Source organism: Dickeya sp. ws52 (assembly GCF_007210685.1).
Taxonomy (GTDB): domain Bacteria; phylum Pseudomonadota; class Gammaproteobacteria; order Enterobacterales; family Enterobacteriaceae; genus Dickeya; species Dickeya chrysanthemi.
Genome location: NZ_SZVX01000001.1, coordinates 387,618 through 412,805 on the forward strand (window position 1 = coordinate 387,618; position 25,188 = coordinate 412,805).

The 25,188-nt window shown below is 55.0% G+C and carries 22 protein-coding genes and 1 tRNA gene; 15 read left to right on the forward strand and 8 right to left on the reverse strand.

The window, feature by feature from the left end; all coding sequences use genetic code 11:
* The first annotated feature begins 305 nt into the window (after nucleotides 1-305).
* Nucleotides 306-1,487, forward strand: coding sequence for a sugar efflux transporter (locus tag FDP13_RS01725; protein WP_012770130.1), 1,182 nt, complete (start codon nucleotides 306-308; stop codon nucleotides 1,485-1,487).
* 5 nt (nucleotides 1,488-1,492) lie between these two features.
* Here the strand turns inward: FDP13_RS01725 and FDP13_RS01730 are convergent, their stop codons facing one another.
* Complete coding sequence (locus FDP13_RS01730) at nucleotides 1,493-1,747, reverse strand: zinc/iron-chelating domain-containing protein (protein ID WP_012770131.1); 255 nt, start codon at nucleotides 1,745-1,747, stop codon at nucleotides 1,493-1,495.
* A 236-nt stretch (nucleotides 1,748-1,983) separates the two neighbouring features.
* On the opposite strand from FDP13_RS01730, the gene yeiP reads away from it, so the two are divergent.
* The 7 genes from yeiP (at nucleotide 1,984) to yejF (ending at nucleotide 10,422) form a co-directional block, all read left to right on the forward strand.
* Nucleotides 1,984-2,556 (forward strand): elongation factor P-like protein YeiP, encoded by a 573-nt coding sequence (gene yeiP, locus FDP13_RS01735; RefSeq protein ID WP_012770132.1) that lies wholly within the window; start codon nucleotides 1,984-1,986, stop codon nucleotides 2,554-2,556.
* 80 nt (nucleotides 2,557-2,636) lie between these two features.
* Complete coding sequence (locus FDP13_RS01740; protein ID WP_143838351.1) at nucleotides 2,637-3,614, forward strand: GTP-binding protein; 978 nt, start codon at nucleotides 2,637-2,639, stop codon at nucleotides 3,612-3,614.
* A 444-nt stretch (nucleotides 3,615-4,058) separates the two neighbouring features.
* Entirely contained in the window at nucleotides 4,059-4,634 is a 576-nt protein-coding gene (mepS, locus tag FDP13_RS01745; RefSeq protein ID WP_143838353.1) for a bifunctional murein DD-endopeptidase/murein LD-carboxypeptidase, read from the forward strand.
* A gap of 280 nt (nucleotides 4,635-4,914) precedes the next feature.
* The gene (locus FDP13_RS01750) at nucleotides 4,915-6,699 is read left to right on the forward strand and encodes an extracellular solute-binding protein (RefSeq protein WP_370512544.1); all 1,785 of its coding nucleotides are present in this window, start codon (nucleotides 4,915-4,917) and stop codon (nucleotides 6,697-6,699) included.
* A gap of 9 nt (nucleotides 6,700-6,708) precedes the next feature.
* Nucleotides 6,709-7,806: a microcin C ABC transporter permease YejB gene (locus tag FDP13_RS01755; RefSeq protein WP_143838357.1), complete on the forward strand. Its 1,098-nt coding sequence runs from the start codon at nucleotides 6,709-6,711 to the stop codon at nucleotides 7,804-7,806.
* On the forward strand, nucleotides 7,803-8,828 hold the full coding sequence (locus FDP13_RS01760; RefSeq protein ID WP_143838359.1) for an ABC transporter permease: 1,026 nt from the start codon (nucleotides 7,803-7,805) through the stop codon (nucleotides 8,826-8,828). Before FDP13_RS01755 ends, FDP13_RS01760 begins: the two co-directional genes overlap by 4 nt.
* 1 nt (nucleotide 8,829) lies before the next feature.
* Complete coding sequence (gene yejF, locus FDP13_RS01765) at nucleotides 8,830-10,422, forward strand: microcin C ABC transporter ATP-binding protein YejF (RefSeq protein ID WP_143838362.1); 1,593 nt, start codon at nucleotides 8,830-8,832, stop codon at nucleotides 10,420-10,422.
* Between the two features lie 88 nt (nucleotides 10,423-10,510).
* On the opposite strand, the gene FDP13_RS01770 is transcribed toward yejF, so the two are convergent.
* The 3 genes from FDP13_RS01770 to rsuA all read right to left on the reverse strand — a co-directional run bounded on the left by FDP13_RS01770 (nucleotide 10,511) and on the right by rsuA (nucleotide 13,188).
* The gene (locus FDP13_RS01770; RefSeq protein ID WP_012770139.1) at nucleotides 10,511-10,855 is read right to left on the reverse strand and encodes a YejG family protein; all 345 of its coding nucleotides are present in this window, start codon (nucleotides 10,853-10,855) and stop codon (nucleotides 10,511-10,513) included.
* 356 nt (nucleotides 10,856-11,211) lie between these two features.
* Nucleotides 11,212-12,336 carry a Bcr/CflA family multidrug efflux MFS transporter gene (locus FDP13_RS01775; RefSeq protein WP_050516138.1) on the reverse strand — a complete coding sequence of 375 codons (1,125 nt, stop codon included), beginning with the start codon at nucleotides 12,334-12,336 and terminating at the stop codon, nucleotides 11,212-11,214.
* A gap of 153 nt (nucleotides 12,337-12,489) precedes the next feature.
* Nucleotides 12,490-13,188: a 16S rRNA pseudouridine(516) synthase RsuA gene (rsuA, locus tag FDP13_RS01780; protein ID WP_199886291.1), complete on the reverse strand. Its 699-nt coding sequence runs from the start codon at nucleotides 13,186-13,188 to the stop codon at nucleotides 12,490-12,492.
* Between the two features lie 268 nt (nucleotides 13,189-13,456).
* Here rsuA and FDP13_RS01785 point away from each other — a divergent pair, with 268 nt between their 5' ends.
* From FDP13_RS01785 to rplY, 3 genes are all read left to right on the forward strand, one after another.
* Nucleotides 13,457-13,696 carry a YecH family metal-binding protein gene (locus FDP13_RS01785; protein WP_012770142.1) on the forward strand — a complete coding sequence of 80 codons (240 nt, stop codon included), beginning with the start codon at nucleotides 13,457-13,459 and terminating at the stop codon, nucleotides 13,694-13,696.
* Nucleotides 13,696-15,471, forward strand: a complete 1,776-nt coding sequence (locus tag FDP13_RS01790) for a DEAD/DEAH box helicase (RefSeq protein WP_143838366.1) — start codon at nucleotides 13,696-13,698, stop codon at nucleotides 15,469-15,471. Before FDP13_RS01785 ends, FDP13_RS01790 begins: the two co-directional genes overlap by 1 nt.
* A gap of 154 nt (nucleotides 15,472-15,625) precedes the next feature.
* Nucleotides 15,626-15,913, forward strand: coding sequence for a 50S ribosomal protein L25 (gene rplY, locus FDP13_RS01795; RefSeq protein WP_027712302.1), 288 nt, complete (start codon nucleotides 15,626-15,628; stop codon nucleotides 15,911-15,913).
* 187 nt (nucleotides 15,914-16,100) lie between these two features.
* On the opposite strand, the gene FDP13_RS01800 is transcribed toward rplY, so the two are convergent.
* The 4 genes from FDP13_RS01800 to yejK form a co-directional block, all read right to left on the reverse strand.
* The gene (locus FDP13_RS01800; RefSeq protein WP_143838368.1) at nucleotides 16,101-17,318 is read right to left on the reverse strand and encodes an OFA family MFS transporter; all 1,218 of its coding nucleotides are present in this window, start codon (nucleotides 17,316-17,318) and stop codon (nucleotides 16,101-16,103) included.
* A gap of 196 nt (nucleotides 17,319-17,514) precedes the next feature.
* Nucleotides 17,515-18,252: a LytTR family DNA-binding domain-containing protein gene (locus tag FDP13_RS01805; RefSeq protein ID WP_012770146.1), complete on the reverse strand. Its 738-nt coding sequence runs from the start codon at nucleotides 18,250-18,252 to the stop codon at nucleotides 17,515-17,517.
* 25 nt (nucleotides 18,253-18,277) lie between these two features.
* Nucleotides 18,278-19,978, reverse strand: coding sequence for a sensor histidine kinase (locus FDP13_RS01810; RefSeq protein ID WP_143838369.1), 1,701 nt, complete (start codon nucleotides 19,976-19,978; stop codon nucleotides 18,278-18,280).
* 146 nt (nucleotides 19,979-20,124) lie between these two features.
* On the reverse strand, nucleotides 20,125-21,135 hold the full coding sequence (yejK, locus tag FDP13_RS01815) for a nucleoid-associated protein YejK (protein ID WP_012770148.1): 1,011 nt from the start codon (nucleotides 21,133-21,135) through the stop codon (nucleotides 20,125-20,127).
* A 162-nt stretch (nucleotides 21,136-21,297) separates the two neighbouring features.
* On the opposite strand from yejK, the gene FDP13_RS01820 reads away from it, so the two are divergent.
* From FDP13_RS01820 to FDP13_RS01835, 4 genes are all read left to right on the forward strand, one after another.
* The gene (locus tag FDP13_RS01820) at nucleotides 21,298-21,528 is read left to right on the forward strand and encodes a YejL family protein (protein ID WP_012770149.1); all 231 of its coding nucleotides are present in this window, start codon (nucleotides 21,298-21,300) and stop codon (nucleotides 21,526-21,528) included.
* A gap of 13 nt (nucleotides 21,529-21,541) precedes the next feature.
* Nucleotides 21,542-23,314 carry an LPS biosynthesis-modulating metalloenzyme YejM gene (gene yejM / locus FDP13_RS01825; RefSeq protein ID WP_143838371.1) on the forward strand — a complete coding sequence of 591 codons (1,773 nt, stop codon included), beginning with the start codon at nucleotides 21,542-21,544 and terminating at the stop codon, nucleotides 23,312-23,314.
* Between the two features lie 78 nt (nucleotides 23,315-23,392).
* A tRNA-Pro gene (locus FDP13_RS01830) sits at nucleotides 23,393-23,469 on the forward strand.
* A 187-nt stretch (nucleotides 23,470-23,656) separates the two neighbouring features.
* A complete protein-coding gene (locus FDP13_RS01835) occupies nucleotides 23,657-24,907 on the forward strand; it encodes an integrase domain-containing protein (RefSeq protein ID WP_143838372.1) in 1,251 nt (416 codons plus the stop codon).
* Nucleotides 24,908-25,188 lie beyond the last annotated feature (281 nt).

A 25,188-nucleotide genomic window follows, 5' to 3' on the forward strand; every position in this document is an offset into this window, starting at 1 on the left:
TTCAGCTTTTATGAGAAATAATTTGCTGACTCGCTCAGGGTGGTTTCAGCAAAACCTCGCTGAAACGTTTCAAAAATTCTGCGTTTTTCACTATACCTATGCAAGCATTCTGCATGGATGAAATAACAGATCTTAGAGGTCACGCACATTTTTACGCTAAAACCATACAAAAAATGGTGCCTTTTTGCGTCCATGCTGAATGCGTGCTGAAGAAAAAAAATTGAAACGGACTTTCGTTTCTACTTCATCAGCGTAAGATAGCGCGTTCGGTTTTCTCCCTGTTCTTTTTCTAACCTGAATTCAGCATGACACTTTCTTCTGCCCGCTCAGCCCGGCGCCTGCCCGACCTGACGTCTTCCGCATTTCTGGTGATCGCTTTTTTGACCGGGATCGCCGGTGCGCTGCAACTCCCCACGCTCAGTCTATTCTTGTCGACGGAAGTACAAGCGCGTCCGTTCATGGTCGGCCTGTTTTATACCGGCAGCGCGATTATCGGCATCGTTGTCAGCCAAGTTCTGGCCACGTATTCGGATCGTCAGGGCGACCGCAAGACACTGATATTGCAGTGTTGCCTGTTGGGATCGCTGGCCTGTCTGCTGTATGCCTGGAACCGTAACTATTTTGTTCTGTTGTTTGTCGGCGTATTGCTGTCGAGTTTCGGCTCCACCGCCAACCCGCAACTGTTTGCACTGGCGCGGGAACATGCCGACCGTACCGGCCGCGGTGCCGCGATGTTCAGCTCAGTCATGCGGGCGCAGATTTCACTGTCATGGGTAATTGGGCCGCCGGTTGCCTTCGCGCTGTCGCTGGGCTTCGGCTTCCCGGTGATGTACCTGACGGCGGCAACGGTGTTTGTGTTATGCGGGTTACTGGTCTGGCAGCTACTACCGTCAATGCCGAAAACCCGGGTGAAATCCGCCGCGACGCTGGAATCTCCCCGGCAGAATCGGCGCGATACGCTGTTACTGTTTAGCGCCTGTACCCTGATGTGGACCTGCAACGGGATCTATTTGATCAATATGCCGTTGTATCTGGTCCATGAATTGCAGTTACCGGAAAAGCTGGCCGGCGTAATGATGGGCACGGCCGCCGGACTGGAAATTCCCGTGATGCTGCTGGCCGGTTATCTGGCTAATCGCTTAGGTAAACGCCTGCTGATGCGGCTGGCGGTAATCGCCGGGCTGGTTTTCTATGCCGGGCTGACGCTGCTGAACGCCTCATGGGCATTGTTGGCTCTGCAACTGATGAATGCCATTTTCATCGGTATTCTGGCCGGTATGGGGATGCTGTATTTTCAGGATCTGATGCCGGGTCAGGCCGGGGCCGCCACGACGCTGTTCACCAATACCACCCGGGTCGGTTGGATCATCTCCGGATCGCTGGCAGGCGTAGTGGCGGAAGTGTGGAGCTATCATGCCGGTTTCGTTATCGCCGTCGCCATGCTGGCCGGCGCCGCCCTCTGTATGTGGCGCATCCGCGACGTTTGAGCTCGTTACGGCGCGGTGGCGTCTTCCAGTCGGATAAGATAGAGCATCGCTTCATCACGATCATTTCGGCACATGTCGCGGCGAGGCTGCAAGCCTCTGCACACCGCCGGGCGCAATGACGAAAAGAACAGACCGCAACGCATGTGCTCATCCAGATGGATACAGGCCGTGTTGGCCGGTTTTCCCTGCGGCATACCGGGAATCGGGCTGGAGATGGAAGGCGCGATACAACAAGCGCCGCAATCAGGGCGACATTCCATCAGTGACCTCCGGAGATTCCCATCGCTATATTCAGGCCGCAGAGCCTAACAGGCCGGCGACCGCAAGGCTACTACTCTATTTTCGGCCGGTTTGGCGCCGTTTTCATTTCCGCCGTGTTTTATCCAGCCGGTGGTTTGTCTGGTGTCTGGCCGCCACAATTCCCGCTTGCCTGAACCCATCCTGACGAGTAACGTGTCGCCACAAAAATTTCTCTTCTTTATTTAAGGTCTATCCCATGGCAAGAGCAAATGAGATCAAACGCGGCATGGCCGTTAACTACAACGGTAAATTGTTGCTGGTAAAAGATATCGATATCCAAAGCCCCAGCGCCCGCGGTGCCAGTACGCTGTACAAAATGCGTTTCGCCGATGTCCGTACCGGCTTGAAAGTGGAAGAGCGTTTTAAAGGCGATGACATTCTGGATACCATCACCCTGACCCGCCGTTCCGTCACCTTCTCTTATATTGATGGCGATGAATACATCTTTATGGACGAGGAAGACTACACGCCGTATACCTTCAAGAAAGATCAGATCGAAGACGAACTGCTGTTTATTCCGGAAGGCGGTATGCCGGGTATTCAGGTATTGACGATGGATGGTCAGTTGCTGGCGCTGGAACTGCCGCAGACGGTCGATCTGGAAATCGTTGAAACCGCTCCCGGCATTAAAGGCGCCTCCGCCAGCGCCCGCAACAAACCCGCTACGCTGACGACCGGTTTGGTCATTCAGGTGCCGGAATACCTGAGCGCCGGCGAAAAAATCCGTATTCACATCCCTGAGCGCCGCTACATGGGCCGCGCGGACTAAATTACAGAAAGCGCCTCACCAACCATTCCCGCGTCTGGCAGGCCATGTCAGGCGCATCCCGCACACGCAAGGAGACTCCTGTGTTGACGAAAGTAAACCTGATTACCGGCTTTCTCGGCAGCGGTAAAACCACCACCATCAGGCACCTGCTCTCTCATAAACCCGAAGGCGAAACCTGGGCGGTGCTGGTGAATGAGTTTGGTGAAATCGGCATCGACGGCGCGTTGTTAAGCGACTCCGGTGCCCTGCTCAAAGAGATCCCCGGCGGCTGCATGTGCTGCGTCAACGGCCTGCCGATGCAAGTGGGCCTCAACATGTTGCTGCAGAAAAAACCACATCGTTTGTTGATTGAACCGACCGGTCTTGGTCACCCGAAGCAAATTCTGACGCTGTTGACCTCGGAAGCTTACCAGCCGTGGCTTCAGCTACAGGCGACCTTCTGTTTGCTCGATCCACGCCAGCTCGGCGACGGCCGTTATACCGAGAATGAGAACTTCCGCGATCAGCTCGCCGCGGCAGACGTCATCGTCGCCAACAAGGAAGACACCTGGCAGGACAGTGACCGCGCAGCGTTGCAAGGCTGGTATCAGCAGCAGGGCCAGGATCGTCGCCTGATAACGCTATCTCAAGGGCAGTTGGACACGGCAATACTGGATTTGCCGCGGAAAAACCACAATGCGCTGCCGGATGCCCGTCACCATCATCACGCCGCCGCTGCCAAAACCGGGCTGGCCGCACTGAAACTAACCGGCCGGGAAAGCTGGCGCCGCGCCCTCAATCAAGGACAGGGTTATTACGCCTGCGGCTGGATTTTTGATGGCGAGACCCAATTCAATACCGCCAGTCTGCTGGACTGGGTACGCCTGGCACCGGTAAGCCGCGTTAAAGGCGTGATGCGCATTCCGGAGGGCACACTGGTGGTCAACCGCCAGGGATTCGACCTGCGTATTGAAACACAATCGGCATCACCGCCAGATAGCCGCATCGAAATCATTAATGAGTCTGAAGCGGAATGGAACAAGTTACAAAAGCAGTTGCTGGATGCACGGTTACTATAAGTGGTGCCGGCGGCACGCTCAGGCAGCGATTAACGGGCGTCAGAATGTCTGTCCGGGCGTTATTCTCCCTGTAATTTCTCGTTCTGAACGCTTGTAGCAGGTTTTTATCGGGCTGACATGAAAGATTTCATCACGAAATCGTATTAACAAAAGAGACAAAAAAACTCGCAATCTGATTTTCGTTAGGGTATGGTCACCAAGGTTTGTGATTTATCGGCAGATGTCCGGCCAGTTAAATAAATGTTGCAACACCAATAATAATGTGCGGTGTTGCACAAATTAACTGACGAATAATTGTCCCGGTAATAGTAGTACTTTAGTCTGACACTCGTTTTGTTTGGCATAGATACATCGATCAGTAGATACATTGATCAGTAGATACATCGATAATAAACACAGCGATAGCGATTGAATCGCTAAGGACATCAAGGGAACACAACAACAATGGTCAAATCTCAACCGACTCTGAGATATATCTGGCGGGCCTTGCCTGCCGTGGCGATGGCGATAGCGCTTTCAGCCTGTACAAGCAACAACGCAAGCCTTAATAATCAAACTGATAGGCGTGTAGTTAACGGTGGTGACCCTTCACTACAAGCCTCTCAGGATGAATTCGAAGCGATGGTTCGCAACGTGGAAATCAAATCCAAGTTGCTTGAACAATACGCGAGCTGGAAAGGCGTGCGTTACCGTCTTGGTGGCGACAGCCGTAAAGGTATTGATTGCTCCGGTTTCGTTCAGCGGACTTTCCGTGAACAATTCGGTATGGATTTACCCCGCTCCAGCTATGAGCAGAAGGATATCGGCGTTCAAATCCAACGCAATAAATTGCGTCCGGGCGATTTGGTGGTATTCCACGCAGGCTCAACCGGCCGCCACATGGGTATCTATCTGGGTAACCAGCAATTCGTTCATGCTTCCACCAGTATTGGTGTGACGATCTCCAGTATGGATGACAGCTATTGGAAGCCCCGCTACCGTGAAGCACGCCGCGTGCTGAAACAGGAACCGCACAGCTGATTTTTCTTTCCCTTGATGTCGCCCAAACAAACGTAAAACGCCGCTCGTCAGACAGCGGCGTTTTTTATTACAACCTGATAGCAGATCAGGTCACGACGTGGATCGATTAACAGTAGGTTTGACATCTGATTTCATGGTAAAACAGAACGCTATAGCGTCCGGCATCGCGATTGCCAGGAATTTCAGGCACTTTCTCCGGCAAGCCTGCTTTTCACGCGGAGAAACATGAGGTTATCAGGAGTCTGCCATTTCGATGTTTACACGTGCCATTCTCGCCGCCATGCTGTCCGCCAGCGTCTGGCTGGCGCACGCGGCCCCCGTCACGCAGCAAACCTATGCGTTTGCGACGCTGGGAGACCCGAAGTACTCGCAGGGCTTCACCCACTACGATTACGCCAATCCATCGGCCCCCAAAGGCGGCAAAATCACGCTGAGCGCACTGGGGACCTTCGATAACTTCAACCGTTTTGCCTTGCGCGGCCTGGCCGCCGCTCGCACCGAAAGCTTGTACGATTCGCTGTACGTCAGTTCGGAGGACGAACCGGGTAGCTACTACCCGTTGATCGCGCTTACCGCACGGTACGCCAGCGACTACAGTTGGCTCGAAGTGGACATGAACCCTGCCGCACGTTTCCACGACGGCTCGCCGGTGACCGCCGCTGACGTGGCATTCACCTTCAATATGTTTATGACGCAGGGCGTGCCGCAATTCCGCGTCTACTACAAAGGCACCGAAGCCAAGGCCATCACACCGTATACCGTACGTTTCACCTTCCCCGACCCCGACAAAGAAAAAATGCTGGGGATGTTGACGCTGCCGGCGATGCCGGAGAAATTCTGGCGCGACCACAAACTCAGTGATCCGCTGAGCACGCCGCCATTGGCCGGCGGCCCCTACCGCATCACCGATTACCGCATGGGGCAATACGTCATTTATTCCCGTGTAACCGACTACTGGGCTGCCGATCTGCCCGTCAACCGGGGTCGCTACAATATCGACCAATTACGGTACGACTATTATCTGGACGACAGTGTCGCGCTGGAAGCCTTCAAGGCCGGCGCTTTCGATCTGCGTATCGAGGGGTCACCGAAACATTGGGCGACTCAATATGAAGGCGGCAACTTCGCGCGCGGGTATATTCTGAAGAAAGATGAAACCAATCAGGCGGCGCAGGATACCCGCTGGCTGGTATTCAATACCCAGCGGCCTCAGTTTAGCGATCGCCGGGTGCGCCAGGCGCTGGCGCTCGCCTTTGATTTTAACTGGATGAACAAGGCGCTATTTTTTAACAGCTACCAGCGCCCCTACAGCTTTTTCCAGAACACCGAGTACGCAGCACAGGGAACGCCATCGACAGAAGAACTGGTCTGGCTGACGCCGCTGAAAGACAACATTCCCGCCGAGGTGTTTGGCCCGGCGTACCGGCCTGAGAAATCCGATGGCAGTGGTTATGACCGCGCCGGTCTGATCAACGCGTTACAACTGCTGCAACAGGCCGGTTGGGAGTTGAAAAATCAGGTACTGGTGAATACACAAACCGGCCAGCCTTTCCGTTTCGAACTGCTGTTGCCGAGCGCCGCCAACGCCATCTATGTGTTGCCGTTTCAGCATAGCCTGGCGCGACTCGGTATCCGCATGGAAGTGCGCAGCGTCGACAGCCCACAGTTCAACAACCGCTTTCGCAAGCGCGATTTCGACATGATCCCGAAGTTGTACCCGGCGATGCCCTACCCCAGTTCGGATCTGACGGTCAGTTGGAGTTCAGCCTATATCAACTCCTCCTATAACTCGCCGGGGGTACAGGACGCCGCCATCGACCAGTTGATTGACAACATTATTCGTCATCAGGGCGACAAGCCGGCGCTGTTGTCGCTGGGACCGGCGCTGGACAGAGTGCTGACCTGGAATCAGTTCGCCATACCGATGTGGTATTCCAACCACGACCGTTTCGCTTACTGGAATAAATTCGCCATGCCTGCGACCCGTCCGGCTTATACGCTGGGCATCGACACTTGGTGGTATGACGCAGAGAAAGCCGCCACATTGCCGGCGGCGCGTCGATAAGGAGCCGATGTGGGAACTTACCTGTTACGTCGATTATTGCTGGTGATCCCCACGCTGTGGGCCATCATCACCATTAACTTTTTTATTGTGCAAATAGCGCCGGGCGGCCCGGTCGACCAGGCCATCGCCTCCATTGAAATGGGCCAGGGCAGCAGTTTCGGCGCCGGCGGAAACGACGGCGGCGGGCTGGCGCGCGGGCCGGGCGGCGGAAAGCCGTCGGTGGAAAATACCTACCGCGGCGCGCGTGGGCTGGACCCGGAGGTGATCGCCGAAATCACCAAACGCTATGGTTTTGATAAACCGCTGCACGAGCGTTACGTCAAACTGCTTTGGGACTACGTACGGTTTGACTTCGGCAACAGCCTGTTTCGCGGATCATCGGTCATCGCACTGATCAAAGAGAGTATGCCGGTTTCTATATCCCTTGGGCTGTGGAGTACGTTGATTATCTATCTGGTTTCCATTCCACTCGGCATTAAAAAAGCGGTACGCAACGGCTCCGCCTTTGACGTCTGGAGCAGCACGCTGATCATTGTCGGATACGCTATTCCCGCGTTTCTGTTTGCGATTCTGCTGATCGTCGTGTTCGCCGGCGGCAGCTATCTGGACTGGTTCCCGCTGCGCGGGCTGGTATCGCCGCATTTTGATAGCCTGTCCTGGTTCGACAAGATCATCGATTATCTGTGGCATATCGCACTGCCGGTGCTGGCGACGGTGATTGGCGGCTTCGCCACGCTGACCATGCTCACCAAGAACTCATTTCTGGATGAAATCCGCAAACAATACGTGATCACCGCCCGCGCCAAGGGGCTGGATGAGAAAAAAATTCTCTATCGCCACGTGTTTCGCAACGCCATGTTACTGGTGATCGCCGGTTTCCCCGCCACCTTCATCAGTATGTTTTTTACCGGCTCGCTATTGATCGAAGTGATGTTCTCCCTCAACGGCCTCGGGCTACTGGGGTACGACGCCACGTTGCAACGCGATTACCCGGTGATGTTCGGCACGCTATACATTTTTACCCTCATCGGCCTGCTGCTGAACATTCTCAGCGACATGACCTATACGCTGGTTGACCCGCGTATCGACTTCGAGGAGCGCCAATGAGCCGTCTAAGCCCCATTAATCAGGCGCGCTGGGCACGCTTTCGCGCTAATCGTCGCGGCTACTGGTCGCTGTGGATTTTTCTGGCGTTGTTTACCGTTACGCTATGTTCCGAGCTGATCGCCAACGATAAACCCTTGTTGGTGCGCTACAACGGGCAATGGTATGCCCCGTTCATGGTGGATTACAGCGAAACCACCTTCGGCGGCCCTCTGGCCACGCCGGCTGATTATCGCGATCCCTGGCTGGCACAGCGGCTGGAGCAAGGCGGCTGGTCGTTGTGGCCGTTGATTCACTACCGCTACGACACCATTAATTATGCCACCCAGATAGCGTTTCCTTCGCCGCCGTCGAGCCAAAACCTGCTCGGCACCGACAGTCAGGGACGCGACGTGCTGGCGCAGATACTGTATGGCTTTCGTATTTCCATTCTGTTCGGGCTAGCGCTGACACTGCTATCCAGCCTGATTGGCATCGTAGTGGGCGCGTCTCAGGGGTATTACGGCGGTCGTGTCGATCTGTGGGGACAACGCGTTATCGAAGTCTGGTCAGGGATGCCGACGCTGTTTCTGATCATCCTGCTCTCCAGCGTCATTCAGCCGAATTTCTGGTGGCTACTGGGAATTACGGTACTGTTTGGCTGGATGGCGCTGGTAGGGGTGGTGCGAGCGGAATTCCTGCGTACCCGCAATTTCGACTATATCCGCGCCGCACAGGCGATGGGGGTGAGCGATCGGTCCATCATGTTTCGCTGTATGCTGCCCAACGCCATGGTCGCCACCCTCACCTACCTGCCGTTTATTTTGTGTGGTTCCATCACCACCCTGACCTCGCTCGATTTTCTGGGTTTTGGTCTGCCGATGGGTTCCGCTTCGCTCGGCGGGCTGTTGCTGGAAGGGAAAAACAATCTACAGGCGCCGTGGCTCGGCATTACGGTCTTCATGGTGCTGGCGGTGGTGTTGTCACTGCTTATTTTTATCGGCGAAGCGGTTCGCGACGCCTTTGACCCAGGCAAGGCGCATTGATATGTCCGCACAACCTTTACTTGAAATTCGCGACCTGAGCATTGCCTTTCGCAACGGCGGCCAGCAGCGGCAAGTGGTCGACCAGGTCTCATTCAGCGTTGAAACCGGTGAAACGCTGGCGCTGGTCGGTGAATCCGGCTCCGGCAAAAGCGTTACCGCGCTATCGGTGTTGCGTTTACTGCCTTCGCCGCCGGTCGTCTACCCGCAGGGAGACATTTTATTTGCCGGCGAATCGTTGCTAAACGCCGATGAACAGCGGTTGCGCCAGTTGCGCGGCGATCGAATAGCGATGATTTTTCAGGAGCCGATGGTATCACTCAACCCGCTGCATACCATCGAAAAACAGTTGGCGGAAGTACTGGTGTTGCATCGGGGAATGCGCCATGAAGCCGCCCGGAGTGAGATCATCGGTTGTCTTGAACGCGTCGGGATTCGTCAGGCGGCACGACGGCTGGCGGATTTTCCCCATCAACTTTCCGGCGGCGAACGCCAGCGGGTGATGATCGCCATGGCATTGCTGACGCAACCCGCTCTGTTAATCGCCGATGAACCGACTACCGCGCTGGACGTCACCGTACAGGCGCAAATTCTGGATCTGCTCAATGAACTGAAGCAGGAACTGAATATGAGTTTGCTGTTCATTACGCATAACCTGAACATTGTGCGCCGATTTGCAGACCGGGTCGTGGTGATGCAGGCCGGACGCTGCGTCGAGCAGAACCGTACCCACGCGTTGTTCAGCACGCCGCAGCACGCTTACACCCGGCAGTTACTGGATGCCGAGCCGACCGGAGAAGCTCTGCCGCTGGAGCAAGAGGCGTCAACGCTGCTGGATGTCCGGGAACTGGGCGTCAGCTTCCCCATCAAACGTGGCCTGCTGCGTCGCACCGTAGGGGAAAAATCGGTGCTACAGGCGCTCAGCTTTAATCTGCGCCGCGGCGAAAGCATCGGGCTGGTGGGCGAATCCGGTTCCGGCAAAAGTACCACCGGGCTGGCATTGCTGCGTTTGCTACGCAGTAGCGGCGAGATCTGGTTCGATGGCCAACCGCTACACCGCTTTAACCGCAAGCAGATGCTGCCGTTTCGTCGTCGTATTCAGGTGGTGTTTCAGGACCCCAACGGTTCGCTGAATCCCCGTTTAAATGTGGAACAGATTATTGCCGAAGGGCTACGGGTACATTACCCGTTAAGCTCGACGGAACAGACGCAACGGGTGATTCAGGCGATGCAGGAAGTCGGGCTGGACCCGGACAGCCGTCATCGCTATCCGTCGGAATTTTCCGGCGGCCAGCGGCAACGTATCGCTATCGCCCGGGCACTGATCCTACAGCCGGAACTGCTGATTCTCGATGAACCCACCTCATCGCTTGATCGCACCGTCCAGGCGCAGATTCTGGCGTTACTCAAAACCCTGCAACAGACCCATCAACTGGCCTATCTGTTCATCAGTCACGATCTGCACGTGGTACGCTCGCTGTGCCATCAGGTGATTGTGCTGCGGCACGGCGAAGTCGTAGAGCAAGGCGATTGTCGGCAGATCTTTGAACACCCGCAGCAGGACTACACCCGGCAATTGCTACGGTTATCCGCCTGATGCGCTCCCGGCCTGATACTTGCACAATCTGCCAGGCATCAGGCCGGGCGGGAGAACGGCGACTGCAGCTTTTTTCGATGCGGCGAGCTTAGAAAGGATACTGCGCGCATACGGACTCGGCGATTGCCACGCCCACGTCTTTCAGGCGGCACATCGCGGCGCTTTCGTCATGACGATGCAAAAACAGACATGACTCGCCCTCCCACTCCACAACGGCGCACTGCAGTTGAATCTCATCCAGAGACTGGTTGAGATGGCGCATAATCTGACGGGCTTCTTCGCCGTCGTGGCTGAGTAGTTTAAAACCAATCAGACAACTGTCATCATCCATGCTGCTAAGCGGAATCGGTTCAACTTTTATGCCAGTAAAACCCGATAACCATCGATAACTTTGCGGCAAGCGATGAACTACCGAAAGTTGGAGAGTATTCACAGCGGTCTTCCTCAGCTAAGCTGCCATAAATTCACAAAATTATAACATAAATTCACAAGTTTTCTTTGCTTCGCATCTTTTTTACCACGATGGCGACACAAAAAAGTAACATGTTTTCATGATGAGGCCGCCCCAGAAGCATGGCGCTCAGCGTGACAACCGTTCAAAACGTTAGCAAGATCACGTTCTTGATCGATTTTGCGCTATATGTAACCTTTTATTCCCAATATCTCAACCCATTTCTTCTGATTGTTCACTTTTGGTTCAAATTTTTCACATTTTAAGAACGCAGGCGGGAACACTGCCGACAACACGCCGGCAGCAACATCAGGAAAGGACACATCAGGAGATGACGCTTAGCGGCGGCCTGCGTACAGAAATAAGCCGAATGCGCCGGTTGAACAGAACGCCATAGCGCCCACCATCGGCCAAGGACTTTGGAAAGTAGCCAGCGACAACAACGTCCCTACCAGCGACCCCAACCCGAAACGCATCGTACCCGCCAGTGAGGAGGCCGTCCCGGCCATATGCGGGAAATCATCAAGAATCACCGCCATGGCATTAGACGCCACCGTCGCGACGCACCCGACGAATACCGCCACGCCAAACACCAGCGGGATAAAACCCAGATGAAAGCTACAAACCGCCACCAGCCATATCCCCATCATAAATTGGATAAGCAGCCCCAACCGGAACATGAACATCGCCCCCATACGCGACACAATGCGGCTATTGAGCAAGGTCATCAAAAACAGGAACACGATATTCAGCGCAAAATAGTAACCAAAGTGTTGGGGTGATACGCCATTCAGGTCGATGTAGACAAACGGCCCGGCGCTCAAAAAAGCAAACATCCCCGAAAACGACAGTCCGCTGGCAAACATATAACTGAAAACACGGCGATGACGCACTAACTGGAAAAAATTCCTCACCGTAGTACGCAAACGGAAAGGCTGTCGCTGCTCGGCCGGCAAGGTTTCATGCACAAACAGCCACACCAGCACCGTCGCCACCAGCGATGCCGCGGCTATCGTCCAAAAGATGGCGTGCCAGCTAAGCCAGAACAACAACGCGCCGCCGATGATCGGCGCCAGCAGCGGTGCCACCGTCATGACCAGAATCACGAACGACATCATGCGCGAGAATTCATCTTTCGAGAATCTATCCCGCATCAGCGCATTGATAACCACACTGGCTGAAGCCGCCGACAGGCCATGCAGAAAGCGCATATGAATCAGTTGGTCGACCGTTTGCGACAAGGCACAGGCTGCGGCCGCCAGCGTAAAGACCAGAACCCCGCCCAGAATCACCGGCTTACGCCCGATGCTGTCCGACATCGGGCCGTAAAAGATCTGACCAATAGCGAAACCGAGCACATATGAACTGAGCGTCATCTGCACCCGGCCCGGATCGACCGAAAACTCTTTGGCAATCACCGGCAACGCCGGCAAATACATATCGATGGCGATAGGCATCAGCATCGATATTAATCCCAGGATAAAAATCAGACCGACGCGCGAAGATGAGGGTGATGGCACGAAAAGCGGTTCTCCAGATAAAAGGAAGCACCCCGCCACGGAACGGCGGGGATCAAGACGTTACGCCGGATAACATCAACAACTGACTGCGTGCAGTTATTGCCCGATGCCAGCGATTTCTTCCGGTGTCAGCGGCCGATATTCGCCCGCTTCCAGCGCATCATCCAAGGTAATGGCGCCAATACGCTCACGGTGCAACGCCACCACATGATTGCCCACCGCGGCAAACATGCGTTTCACCTGGTGATAACGCCCTTCGCTGATGGTCAGACGCACCTGATGCTCAGAGATAACCTCCAGCGTGGCCGGGCGCGTCAGGCTCTGCTCGCCGTGAAGCTGTACGCCGGCCTGAAACTTCTCTGCGGTATCCGGCGCCAAAGGCTGATCCAGCGTCACCAGATAGGTTTTTTCGCAGTGGTGTTTCGGCGAGGTAATGCGGTGCGACCACTGACCATCGTCGGTCAACAATACTAAACCGCTGGTATCGATATCCAACCGCCCGGCGGCGTGCAGTTTGTGCGCGACCGGTTCATCGATAAAGTACAAAATCGTTGGATGATCAGGGTCATCGGTTGAGCACACATACCCCAGCGGCTTGTTGAGCATGAAATAGCGCGGCCCGTTCTGCTGTACGAGCACATTGTCGTCAAACGCGACCTCATGCTCCGGCAGCAGTTTGAATGCGCCGTTTTTTATGACTTCGCCGTCAACCGTCACACGCTGCGCACGCAACTCGCGCGCGACCAGCGAACGGCTGATCCCCAACTGCTGGGAAAGAAATTTATCCAATCGCATTAATGAATGACTGCCTATGGTCGTCATGAATTACCGGTCAGAGGTGGCGATGGCGTCGCCTGACATAAGCACCGCCGTTACATCGTATGCCTTTCACAGCGTATGTTGATGTAAACCGTCTTTCTGCACCGTTAAAACAAGCATAATAAAAGCAATTTTACTATTCTGCCGCCCTGCCTTATCGGCCGGTACGCGATAGCAAGTATAACCGCGACGTCTCGCCGTACTGGCGATGACCGATCGCCCGATAATTATCAGGAGACCTATTATGTCATCGATTCACGGCCATGAAGTATTACATATGATGGTGGCCGCCAACAGATCCTTTACCACTGACGAGCTGATCGCCGCCATTGAAGCACGTTTTGGCCGCGATGCCCGCTTTCACACCTGTTCCGCCGCCGACATGACGGCTGCCGGGCTGGTGCAATTTCTGGCTGACAAAGGCAAATTCATTGCGCAAGATAGCGGCTTTACTACCCACGAAAGCAAAATCTGCCGCCACTGATGTCATTTACACTGCGCCCGTACCAGCAAGAAGCGGTTGACGCCACCCTTGCCTATTTTCGCCAGCACACCGCCCCGGCGGTGATCGTTTTACCTACCGGCGCCGGCAAAAGCCTGGTAATTGCCGAACTGGCGCGGCTGGCGCGCGGGCGGGTATTGGTACTGGCGCACGTCAAAGAACTGGTTGAGCAGAATCACGCCAAATATTGCGCGCTGGGTTTACCGGCGGATATTTTCGCCGCCGGGCTCAATCAGCACGACAGCGAAGGCAAAGTGGTATTTGGCAGTGTGCAGTCAGTGGCGCGTCACCCCGGAAAATTCGATGAGGCGTTCTCACTGTTGATCGTCGATGAGTGTCATCGAATCAGCGACGATGAAAACAGCCAGTACCAGCAAATCATCCGGCATTTACAGCAGGCCAATCCCCAGTTGCGGCTGCTGGGATTGACCGCCACCCCCTATCGCCTTGGCCGGGGTTGGATCTATCAATACCATTATCATGGCATGATCCGCGGCGACGAGAGCTGCCTGTTCCGCGACTGCATCTACGAATTGCCTCTGCGCTACATGATCCGCCACGGTTTCCTGGTGCCGCCGGAACGGCTGGACATGCCGGTGGTGCAGTACGACTTCAGCCAACTGGCGGCGCGCAGCAACGGGCTGTTCAATAATGGATCGTTCAGCGATGCGGATCTGAACCGGGAGCTGAAGCGTCAGCAACGCGTCACCCCGCACATCATTCGCCAGATTATCGAATACACGACAAACCGACGCGGCGTGATGATTTTCGCCGCCACGGTGGAACATGCGCGGGAAATCGAAGGATTGTTACCGGTCGGCGCAGCGGCGCTTATCAGCGGGGAAACGCCTACCCCACAGCGAGACGCGCTCATCAGCGCCTTCAAACAGCAGCAATTGCGTTATCTGGTTAACGTGTCGGTGTTGACGACAGGCTTTGATGCGCCACATGTCGACGCCATCGCCATTTTACGGCCAACCGAATCCGTCAGCCTCTATCAGCAAATCATCGGGCGTGGCTTGCGTTTGTTTCCCGGTAAAACCGACTGCCTGATACTCGACTATGCCGGCAACCCTTTCGATCTCTACACGCCGGAAGTCGGCAACAGTAAACCGCACAGCGACAGCCAACCCGTTCAGGTATTCTGCCCGCAATGCGGCTTCGCCAACCTGTTCTGGGGGAAATGCACCGATGACGGCAGCGTGATCGAGCATTACGGCCGCCGCTGTCAGGGCTGGCAGGACGATGAACAAGGGCGGCGACAACAATGCGACTACCGCTTCCGCTTCAAAAGCTGCCCGCACTGCGGCGCGGAAAACGACATTGCCGCACGACGCTGCCAAACCTGCGATGCATTGTTGGTCGACCCGGATGATATGCTGAAAGCCGCATTAAAGCTCAAAGATGCGCTGGTACTGCGCTGTAGCGGGATGCAACTGCAACCCGGCGCCGACGCCAAAGGCGAATGGCTGCGCATCACCTATTACGACGAAGACGGCGCCGACGTCAGCGAACGCTTTCGGCTGCACACGGCCGCCCAGCGTAACGCGTTTAGCCATGTTTTTCTGCGGGTGCATCAGCGCGCGCCCGGCGTTCCTTTTCACTGGCAGAATGCTGACGATGTGGTGACGCAGCAGGCGCTGCTGCGCGCGCCGGACTTCGTCGTGGCCCGCTTACAGGGTAAGTTCTGGCAGGTGCGGGAAAAAATCTTCGATTATCAAGGCCGATATCGCCGGGCAAACGAACTGCGCGGCTAGCCTTAGGCGGTTTTATTTGCCCGCACGGCCATATTCCGCTAGAATCTCGCCCGCTTTTATTTCGAATATCAACATGGTTATTTGAACAAAGCGGATTATCCTGCCTGTTGCTGGGTCGCCTGTAACAGGGTCATTTTATTAAGTAGAGAAAGCAATGATTACTATCAACGCAGAAGTACGTAAAGAGCAGGGTAAGGGTGCGAGCCGCCGCCTGCGCACTACCGGTAAATTCCCCGCTATCGTTTACGGTGGCAGCGAAGCACCGGTTTCCATCGAACTGGACCACGATATCGTTAAAAACCTGGAAGATCGTAACAGCGAAGGCCTGTACGGTGAAATCGTCCTGGTTGTCGATGGCAAAGAAACCAAAGTAAAAATCCAGGCTGTTCAGCGTCACGTGTTCAAGCCGAAACTGACTCACATCGACTTCGTTCGCGTGTAATTACACCACAACGTTTCGACGAGCCAGCAAAAACGCCGCACACTTGTGCGGCGTTTTTGTTTTCACCTTATCGACAGCTTCCCGTTATCTCGCCAATACGCGGTCTTCCTTACTTTTTCTCCCCCCCAAAAAAACGCCACCGGCATGATGGCGGTGGCGTTCGGCGATACAGTAAAGGCCGGGAGAGTCAGGCGTGGCTACCTTGAGCAACCAGCGGGACATCATGCTCACGCGGTGCTTTCGGCGGCTGGATAAACAGGGTAATCACCAGCGAAACCACCGACAGCAGCGCAATGGCGATAAAGGTACTGTGGAACCCTCCCAGCGCAGCGGCGATAAAGGAACCGGCTAGCGGGCCTAAGCCAAACCCCTGATAAATCAGCCCGTAGTTTTTACTGTGATGCTTGAGGCCAAAGAAATCAGCCACGATCGCCGGGTAGACCGTAATATTACCGCCGAAACAGAAGGCCACCGCGCCCGTACACAAGAAAAACCTCATGGCGTTGAGCGGCAGGAAGGCCATCACCGTTACGGCCAGCGCCGTCACCAACAGCGTAAAATTCAGTACCCGCAAACGCCCCACTTTGTCGGACAAATAGCCAAGAATCAAACGCCCCGCCGTGTTGCAAATCGCGATCGCCGATACCGCACTGGCGGCCGTCATTGCATCCAGCCCGGCCATGGTGACCCCGATATCCTTCACAATGCCGATCAGATACAGCCCGCTCATGCAAGAGGTGAAGAACACCACAAACAGCAACCAGGCTTCTTTACGACGCAGCATTTCACTGACGGTAAAGTTGACGTTGCCACCCTGAGCTGCCGTCTGAATCGGTTGTACCGGCGCATCTTTCAGCAGCATCGCGCCGCCGGTAATCATCAGCAGCGCCATGATCCCCCACCAGAAGAATGTCTGTGATACGCCGACCTGCGCCAGCAGTGCGCTATTGACATATTTAAACACCAGACTGCCGGTGCCGTATGCGCCGACAGATACCCCGGCAATCACGCCTTTGCGATTCGGAAACCACTTGATCAGGTTGGATAGCGTGGTGATGTACGCGGTGCCGTCGGCAAACCCGACCACCAGCCCGACCAATAGCCACAGCATCGGCAGCGACGACACCACTGATGTCGCCATCAACGCCACCCCCAGCACCAAACCGGCAATCAACGCCAGCTTGCGAATACCAATACGTTCCTGTATCCGCCCGGCAAACAGCGTGGCGAACGCCAGAAAAAAACTGGTGAGGGAGAAGGTGGTCGATACCGAACTGAGCGGCCAGTGAAATTTGTCGACCAGCGGTTGGTTGTAAAGACTCCAGGTGTATATGGTGCCCAGCCCCATTTGGGTCAGGACGGTTCCGGCAACAATAACGCCGCGGTTTACTGGTGTTCCGTTCATGACGGTAGCCTCGATTGTTCTGGTGTGAAGAGAATGCGGGCAAAATGGCCTGCGAATGGCACCAGTATAAAGAGGGGGAACGACCACCGATTTAATAACGGCATGAACGGCATCAATCAGGGAATGAAATGCCGCCAGAGCGGCATCAATGACAGTGAAGGCGCCTTACGATGTCGGATGTCCGGCCTCGTTATCGCTACAACCGCATCAACTGGCGAAACTCCCGCACCTTGCTGCGGCTGACCGGCACCTGGAAATCCAGGTCGCTCAATTTGAGGATGTAGGTATTGTTAAACCAGGGCTCTATCTCGCGGATTTTACTCAAATTCACGCAGTACGACCGGTGGCACCGAAAAAAATAGGCCTCCGGCAACCGGCTACAAAACTCGGTAATGTTCATCGACATCACAAACTCATCGCGCCGGGTATAGACAAAGGTCAGCTTTTCATGGGATTCGGCGTAATAGATATCATGAATATTGGTGACGATAATCCGCTTATCTTTGACCAGATTGATGGTCATCGGCGCCGGACGGTTGCTGTCGCTGCTGGGATGGGCAGGTAATTGCTGTTGCCGCCACGCTGCTTCAAGTTTTTGCAACATGCCGACAATGCGGGTTTCATGATAGGGCTTGAGAATATAGTCGAACGCTTCCAGCTCAAACGCCTCCACCGCATGGTTTTTATAGGCGGTAATGAAAACAATCAGCGGCTTGTGGGCAAACTGGTTGATATTTTTCGCCAGCATCACCCCATCCAACGACGGAATATTGATATCAAGGAAGATGACATCCACCCGGTTATCCTGCAGGTATTTCAACACATCCAGGCCATCATCAAAGACGGCATCCACCTCAATCTGGCTGTGCTGTTTGATAAGCCAGCCCAGTTCCTGCTGCGCCAGAAATTCATCTTCAACAATGATAGCTTTCACACGGTTCTCCTGCCGCCGGTTCGGTTCATGAAGGAAACGCCACCCTATTGTCCGAACGGTTCATGCTGTCGCGCGTAATAAAAAACTCGATTTCCGTCCCAGGGTTGAGTCGACTAATGTGCAGTCCCTCGCCATATAACAGCTTGATCCGATGATGAACATTGAGCAGGCCAATCTTATTGCCCGGCAGTTCATTGCGCTCCACACGAGCAATCATCTCATCGCTGATGCCGATGCCGGTGTCGCGCACCGCTACCCGAATGCGATCGCCCTGCTCCCGAATGCTCAGCGTCACGACGCCCTTGCCTTTACAAGATCGAATGCCGTGAACAATCGCGTTTTCAATCAGCGGCTGAATCAGCAGGCCAGGGATATGACAACTGACGTCTTCATCAATCTCGTAAATCACCGTCAGCTTGTCGCCGAAACGCGCCTGCTCAATGGCGATGTAATCCTTAACCTGGTACAGCTCGCTTTTTATATCGATCAGTTCCTCTTCATTTCGCTCCAGGTTATACCGCAGGTAACGCGACAGGTTGATAATCAACTGACGCGCAGTATCCGGGTTCAGCCGAATGGAAGTAGAGATTGCGTTGAGTGCGTTAAACAGGAAGTGCGGGTTGATTTTGCTTTGCAGGGCTCGTAATTCCGCGCGATTAGCCATATCACGCAGTTGTTCGGCGCGCGACACCTCAAGCTGGGTGGAAATGATTTGCGACAGCCCGACAGCCATCTCTTGCAGCGACCAGGTAATCCGGTGCGCCCGTTGGTAATAGATTTTAAGCGTGCCGGTTACTTCGCCTTTTTCCCGCAAAGGGATGACGATCATCGAATGGATTTCCGGGGTACGATACGCCTCATCATTGTTTTTAATGATGATTTTCCCACTTCTCAGTGCCAGTTGCGTCGTCGGGCTAAGCTCGCGATCGCCGCTATGGTAATTCTCCTCCCCTACCCCAACGTAAGCCAGCACCTGCGACGTGTTGGTGATCGCCACGGCGTCGGCATCAATATCACGGCGGATAATTTCGCATACCGTACTGAGCGACTGGCTATTGATATGGCGAAACAACGGCAGCGTTTTGTTGGCGATATCCAGCGCCAGCTTAGCCTGTCGGGCGGCAATCGCCTCCTTTTCGCCTTCCACGCTACGCACCAGCAACACGATCAATCCGATACTGACCGCCCCCAAAATCATCGGAATCGCAATATGGGCGACAATATCCAGCCCCAGCGAAAACGGCCGCGTCCACAGCACCACCAACAGCATGGTCAGCGACTCGCACAACATGCCGCCGACGATTCCCACGCTCCAGTGACGATCACGCGGGATGCGATGGTGAATCCAGGCCGACATAAACCCGGCGACAATGCTGGTGATCAGACAAGGGACCGACGTAATACCGTGAATATCGATCAGGTAACGGTGTACCCCGGCGATCACACCTGTGGTGATCCCCACCCACGGCCCGAACAGAATACCGCCGGACATCACCGCCACCACCCGCACATTCACCAGCGACCCTTCCACATTGATGCCGGACCAGGTGCTAAACAGCGCAAACAGTGAAAAGATGGCGGTGACCACCACCAGGTCAAGGCGGGAATGTTCATCCTGCTGCAACAGTTGGCGGAAATGGCGTGTCCGCGTCAGAAAAAACAGGCAGATAAGCATCAATGCCGCACGGTCATACACCGCCAGCAACATGTCAAAGGTTGAACGCACGGGAATCTCACAACGCACACAGACGAATACCCATCATAAAACAGTGGGCAAACGCTGCCAAACCGGTTTGCAGGCAGGGACGACAATCCCTGCCTGAGCAATCTCCACGCAGAGAAACCGGTGGAGAGAGGGGAAAAAAGGAAAAATCAGCGCTCGCCGCCGCCAAGCCGACGCTGTAATTGGTCACGCAGATTAGGCGGCGTGCCTTTGATGGTCAGCGTATCGGTGGCCGGGTCCCAGAAAATACGCTCTCCCAACAGCAGCGCATCAAAATTAATACTGAGCCCGCCGCCGCTACCGGCAAATTTGGTCAACTGGCGCAGCGTGCTGCGGTCCGCCGGGAAGCTCTCTTCCAGCTCATACCCCTGCTCGGCGGTAAATGCCTGAAAGGTTTTATCGCCCAGCGGCGGCAGTTCGTTTGACAGCGCCTCCAGTGCGATTTCCTCCCCGGCCTGCAACTGCTCGTTACAGTAGCTGTACACCTGCTGACGGTATTGCTGACGCTCGTTCTTATCCAGTTGTGCGTCGGCGCAATACTCATCCACCGCCTTCAGCAACCCTTTATTCTGCGCTTTGGTATCCAACCCTTCGGCTGCCGCCAGAAAATCCATAAAGAAGTCAGATACTTTACGGCCAACACGCCCTTTGAGAAAGGTCAGATAACGGGTGGATTCCGGGCTGGTTTCCCATTCGGTCAGATCGATGCGCGCCACGATATCGGCACGGTGGATATCCAGATAATGGGTGCTGCTGATATCCAGCTGTTCGTTGACCCGCAAGCTGTTGCAACTGTTCAGCACGGCAATCAGCAGGTATTCCACCGCCAGATAACGGTACTGGCAGAACAACACCACGCCGCCTTCAGCAAACGGGTATTTGGCCAGCTCATCGCGTAACCGGCCGGTCGCCGCGCGGGAAAAGGCCAGAAAGTCATCATCGCCTTTACGGCAGGAACGCAATGCCGCCGCCAGCTCGCTCTCTTCATTAAACAGGCCGTATGCCTTGCTTTTAGCGCTGTAAACTCGGTGCAGCTCCGCCATCATATCGCTGACCGCGCCGTTCACGGTCAGCAGCGAATCGCGCAACACCATCTCCAGCGACTGCTCGTCACGCTTGATGAGCTGGTGCAAGGCAATCTGGTCGATATCCAGACTCATGATAAACTCTCCTTACTGGTAAGGCGCGTATTCAAGCACCTGGTGTGCCGGTATGCAACTTAAAGCAGCCGGATTCTGACGAGCGGCGTTGATAAAAGTGCGGAAAAGCACGCCCCTATACGGTAATATGTTGGCCTTTCATCACCAGAGATTCATGATTTTATGCCACAATCATCCCGTTATAGTGACGAACAAATCGAACAATTGCTGACTGATCTGGTCAATGTGCTGGAAAAGCACCACACCCCGACCGATCTCGCACTGATGGTGCTCGGCAACATGGTCACCAATCTGCTCAATACCAGCATCGCTAATCCGAAACAACGCGCAGCGCTGGCTGGTTCGTTTGCCGACGCATTGCAGGCGTCTATCAAAACCAACGACATCCACTGATACCGGCCCGTTTATGGTAACCAACCGTCCGCGCTACCGTGAAAAAGTCTCCCAGATGATAAGCTGGGGGCACTGGTTCGCCCTGTTTAACATTCTGCTCGCTCTGGGGCTGGGTAGCCGCTATCTGTTTGTTGCCGACTGGCCGTCGTCGCTGGCCGGGCGAGTCTATTCGCTGGTGAGCTGTCTAGGGCATTTCAGCTTTATCGGTTTTTCCGCCTACCTGCTGATCATTTTCCCGCTGACATTTATTGTGATGTCGCAGCGACTGCTGCGCTTCCTGTCTGCCGCGCTCGCCACCGCCGGCCAAACACTGCTGATTGTCGATGCCGCCGTGTTCAGCCGTTTCCATCTTCACCTGAACATGACGGTATGGGATCTGGTAACCAACCCGGACCAGAGCGAGATGGTGCGTGACTGGCAGTTGCTGTTCATCAGCGTGCCGGTTATTTTCATGGTGGAGATGTTATTCGGCACCTGGTGCTGGCAAAAGCTGCGCAGCCTGAACCGACGCCACTTCGCCAAGCCGATGGCGGCGGTATTCATCGTGGCATTTTGCCTGTCGCATCTGATGTATATCTGGGCTGACGCCAACTTCTACCGCCCGATTACCATGCAACGCGCCAATTTACCGCTCTCCTACCCGATGACGGCACGCCGTTTTCTGGAAAAACACGGTCTGCTCAACGCACAGGAATATGAGCGTCGTCTGGCGTTGCAGGGCAACCCGGATGCAGTTTCGGTGGAATATCCGCTCAGCGACATCCGCTTCCGTGATGCCGGCAGCGGCTATAACCTGTTGCTGGTGGTGCTGGACAGCGTACCGGATCAGGATACGCCCCACTCTATGCCCAATCTGGCGCGCTTCGCTGAAGAAAACGTGCGCTTCAGCAACCATTTCAGCGCCGGAACCCAGCAAGACGGCGGCCTGTTCAACCTGTTTTACGGCATCTCCACCACCTACATGGACGGCATACTCGGCAGCAGTAAACCGTCTGCGCTGATCGACGCCCTGAGCCAGCAGGGTTACCAGTTTGGCCTGTTCTCAGCCAGCGGATTCAGCAGCCCGTTGTACCGTCAAGCCCTGTTGTCCGACTTCTCATTACCGCCGGCGCAACCGCAAAGCGATGACGCCATCACCACGCAATGGCTCAAATGGCTGGACAACAATACCGGCACTCGCTCGCCCTGGTTCTCGTTCATCGAGTTCAACCACGCGACCACGGGCAGCAACGGTCGCCCGCTCGCTGCCGGCGAACAGCAGCGTCGCTACCGTCAGGATACCGCCAGTATCGACGAGCAGATTGATCGCATCATCACGACGCTGCGCGAGAAAAACCTGCTCGACAAGACGGTGGTGGTGATTACCGCCGAACAGAGCAGCGCCGAGCGCCTCAAAGACGACGACCCGTCGCCGATGAACCGTGAGCATCGTCAGGTGCCGCTGGTAGTGCACTGGCCTGAAACCCCGGCGCAAACCATCAGCAAAATGACTGACCCGAAAGACGTGATGACCACGCTGATGCAGCGCCTGCTGCATGTGAAAACCGCAACCGAGGATTACTCTCAGGGTGAAGATCTGTTCAGCGCCGAACGACGCACCAACTGGTTGCTCAACGGAGACGGCAATTCGCTGACCATTGTCACACCACAGCAGGTTATTGTGTTGGGGCGCAACGGCAACTACCGCGCTTACGACCCAAATGGCAAGGTATTGCCAAACGAAAAACCCCAGTTGGGGCTGCTTTTGCAGGTGCTGACGACTGAACGGCGATTTATTGCCAACTAACTGCCTAAATCTAAAGCAGTCGTTTGGGGCGGCTATTGCAATCGGGTCAGGAAACGGTAGTATAGCGGCCCATAGCATCGGCACGTAGCGCAGCCTGGTAGCGCACCGTCATGGGGTGTCGGGGGTCGGAGGTTCAAATCCTCTCGTGCCGACCAAATACACCTTCCGTCAGTACCGGTTACTAACGGAAACCCCACAGAAACCCGCATCCTCTCTGAGTTTGCGGGTTTTTTGTTGCCTGTTATCTGCCGGGATACCCCGTTTACAGTCGGAAAGTTTGGGACTACATTTGGGACTAACTCGGCATAGTCCCATAAAACCGTAGTCCCAAAGGAAACGATCATGGCAATTCAGGCAAAGCCCCTCACCAACACGGAAGTCAAAGCCGCCAGAGCGACGGATAAAGAATTGTCATTGCATGACGGCGGCGGGCTGCTGCTGTTCGTCAAACCATCTGGTACAAAAACCTGGCGCTTTCGCTATTACCATCCACAGACCAAAAAGCGGACTACGCTCACCTTTGGCAGTTATCCAGCGCTCTCTTTGGCCGACGCCCGCCAAATGCGCGAAGCAGCCAAAGCACTTTTAGAAAAAGACATCGATCCGCAATTCCACCAGCAACAGCAGCGCGAACAAGAGCAGGCAATCAGCCTGAACACGTTCGCCAAAGTCGCCGCCGACTGGTATGAAGTGAAAAAATCTCAACCTCTGGCCGAGAACACCATCAAAGATATCTGGCGCTCATTGGAAAAATACGTGTTCCCGTTCATCGGAAACCAGCCTATCAGCCAGCTTACCGCCCGCCATTTCATCACCGCACTGGAGCCGATACAGGCCAGTGGCAAACTGGAAACCGTTAAACGGGTTAGCCAGCGCATCAACGAAGTGATGGACTATGCCGTTAACTCCGGCCTGATACCGGCTAACCCGGCGGCGAAGATCCGCAAAGCGTTTCAGACACCGGTGAAAACCCATATGCCGACCATCCGGCCAGAGGCATTGCCTGGCCTGATGAAAACGCTATCGGTCGCCAGCATTGAGCTACAAACCCGGTTATTGATTGAATGGCAATTGCTGACCGTTGCTCGCCCGGCTGAAGCCGCAGAAACCCGCTGGAGCGAGATAGACCTTACGGAGAACACCTGGACAATCCCGGCTGGCCGCATGAAGATGCGCCGCGAGCACGTCATTCCCCTGCCCCCACAAGCGTTAGCCATTCTGGACGCCATGAAGCCAATCAGCGGCCACCGGGAATATCTGTTCCCTTCCGCTAAAGACCCCAAACAGCCGATGAACAGCCAAACCGCTAACGCCGCATTGCGTCGCATGGGTTACAAAGGCGTGCTGGTGTCCCACGGTTTGCGCGCTATCTTCAGTACCGCCGCCAACGAAGCAGGTTTCCCACCGGATGTGATTGAAGCCGCGCTAGCTCACGTTGACACCAATGAAGTGCGCCGCGCTTACAACCGCTCCACCTATCTGGAGCAACGCAAGGTACTGATGTGCTGGTGGGGTGAGTTTGTTGAAACTGCCGCCACCGGTAAGGCGATGGCCGCAGACGGCGCAAAAGGGCTACGAGTGATTAACGCCTAATACTGTTTATTTGTACAGTTATTTATTGATTCCTGTTACAGCACTTCCTAAAATGGCGCTATCCGGTGAAAACCGATAGAAACCAGTACATTGCACTGGCCCTATCACCACGGGCCTTTGCATTCGACACTCTAGCCGAGGGAATATGCTGAAAATACCCAGACACATGCGGGGACTGATCGAGGTCACAGCACAACAGGTTGCTAGGGTGTGTCCCGTAACTGTTTTTTGTACAATCAGGGACATGATTTCATCACAAGAAGTGCTTTAATTTGGCTCGT

Excerpts from the sequence above, each read along its gene's own strand:
- FDP13_RS01835 (WP_143838372.1), top strand. The coding sequence starts at position 23,657 with ATGGCAATTCAGGCAAAGCCCCTCACCAACACGGAAGTCAAAGCCGCC.
- rsuA (WP_199886291.1), bottom strand. The coding sequence starts at position 13,188 with ATGCGATTGGATAAATTTCTTTCCCAGCAGTTGGGGATCAGCCGTTCG.
- FDP13_RS01730 (WP_012770131.1), bottom strand. The coding sequence starts at position 1,747 with ATGGAATGTCGCCCTGATTGCGGCGCTTGTTGTATCGCGCCTTCCATC.
- mepS (WP_143838353.1), top strand. The coding sequence starts at position 4,059 with ATGGTCAAATCTCAACCGACTCTGAGATATATCTGGCGGGCCTTGCCT.
- rplY (WP_027712302.1), top strand. The coding sequence starts at position 15,626 with ATGATTACTATCAACGCAGAAGTACGTAAAGAGCAGGGTAAGGGTGCG.
- yeiP (WP_012770132.1), top strand. The coding sequence starts at position 1,984 with ATGGCAAGAGCAAATGAGATCAAACGCGGCATGGCCGTTAACTACAAC.
- yejF (WP_143838362.1), top strand. The coding sequence starts at position 8,830 with ATGTCCGCACAACCTTTACTTGAAATTCGCGACCTGAGCATTGCCTTT.
- FDP13_RS01775 (WP_050516138.1), bottom strand. The coding sequence starts at position 12,336 with ATGCTGATGCCTATCGCCATCGATATGTATTTGCCGGCGTTGCCGGTG.
- yejM (WP_143838371.1), top strand. The coding sequence starts at position 21,542 with ATGGTAACCAACCGTCCGCGCTACCGTGAAAAAGTCTCCCAGATGATA.
- FDP13_RS01785 (WP_012770142.1), top strand. The coding sequence starts at position 13,457 with ATGTCATCGATTCACGGCCATGAAGTATTACATATGATGGTGGCCGCC.
- FDP13_RS01760 (WP_143838359.1), top strand. The coding sequence starts at position 7,803 with ATGAGCCGTCTAAGCCCCATTAATCAGGCGCGCTGGGCACGCTTTCGC.
- FDP13_RS01800 (WP_143838368.1), bottom strand. The coding sequence starts at position 17,318 with ATGAACGGAACACCAGTAAACCGCGGCGTTATTGTTGCCGGAACCGTC.
- FDP13_RS01725 (WP_012770130.1), top strand. The coding sequence starts at position 306 with ATGACACTTTCTTCTGCCCGCTCAGCCCGGCGCCTGCCCGACCTGACG.
- yejK (WP_012770148.1), bottom strand. The coding sequence starts at position 21,135 with ATGAGTCTGGATATCGACCAGATTGCCTTGCACCAGCTCATCAAGCGT.
- FDP13_RS01790 (WP_143838366.1), top strand. The coding sequence starts at position 13,696 with ATGTCATTTACACTGCGCCCGTACCAGCAAGAAGCGGTTGACGCCACC.
- FDP13_RS01750 (WP_370512544.1), top strand. The coding sequence starts at position 4,915 with ATGCTGTCCGCCAGCGTCTGGCTGGCGCACGCGGCCCCCGTCACGCAG.
- FDP13_RS01820 (WP_012770149.1), top strand. The coding sequence starts at position 21,298 with ATGCCACAATCATCCCGTTATAGTGACGAACAAATCGAACAATTGCTG.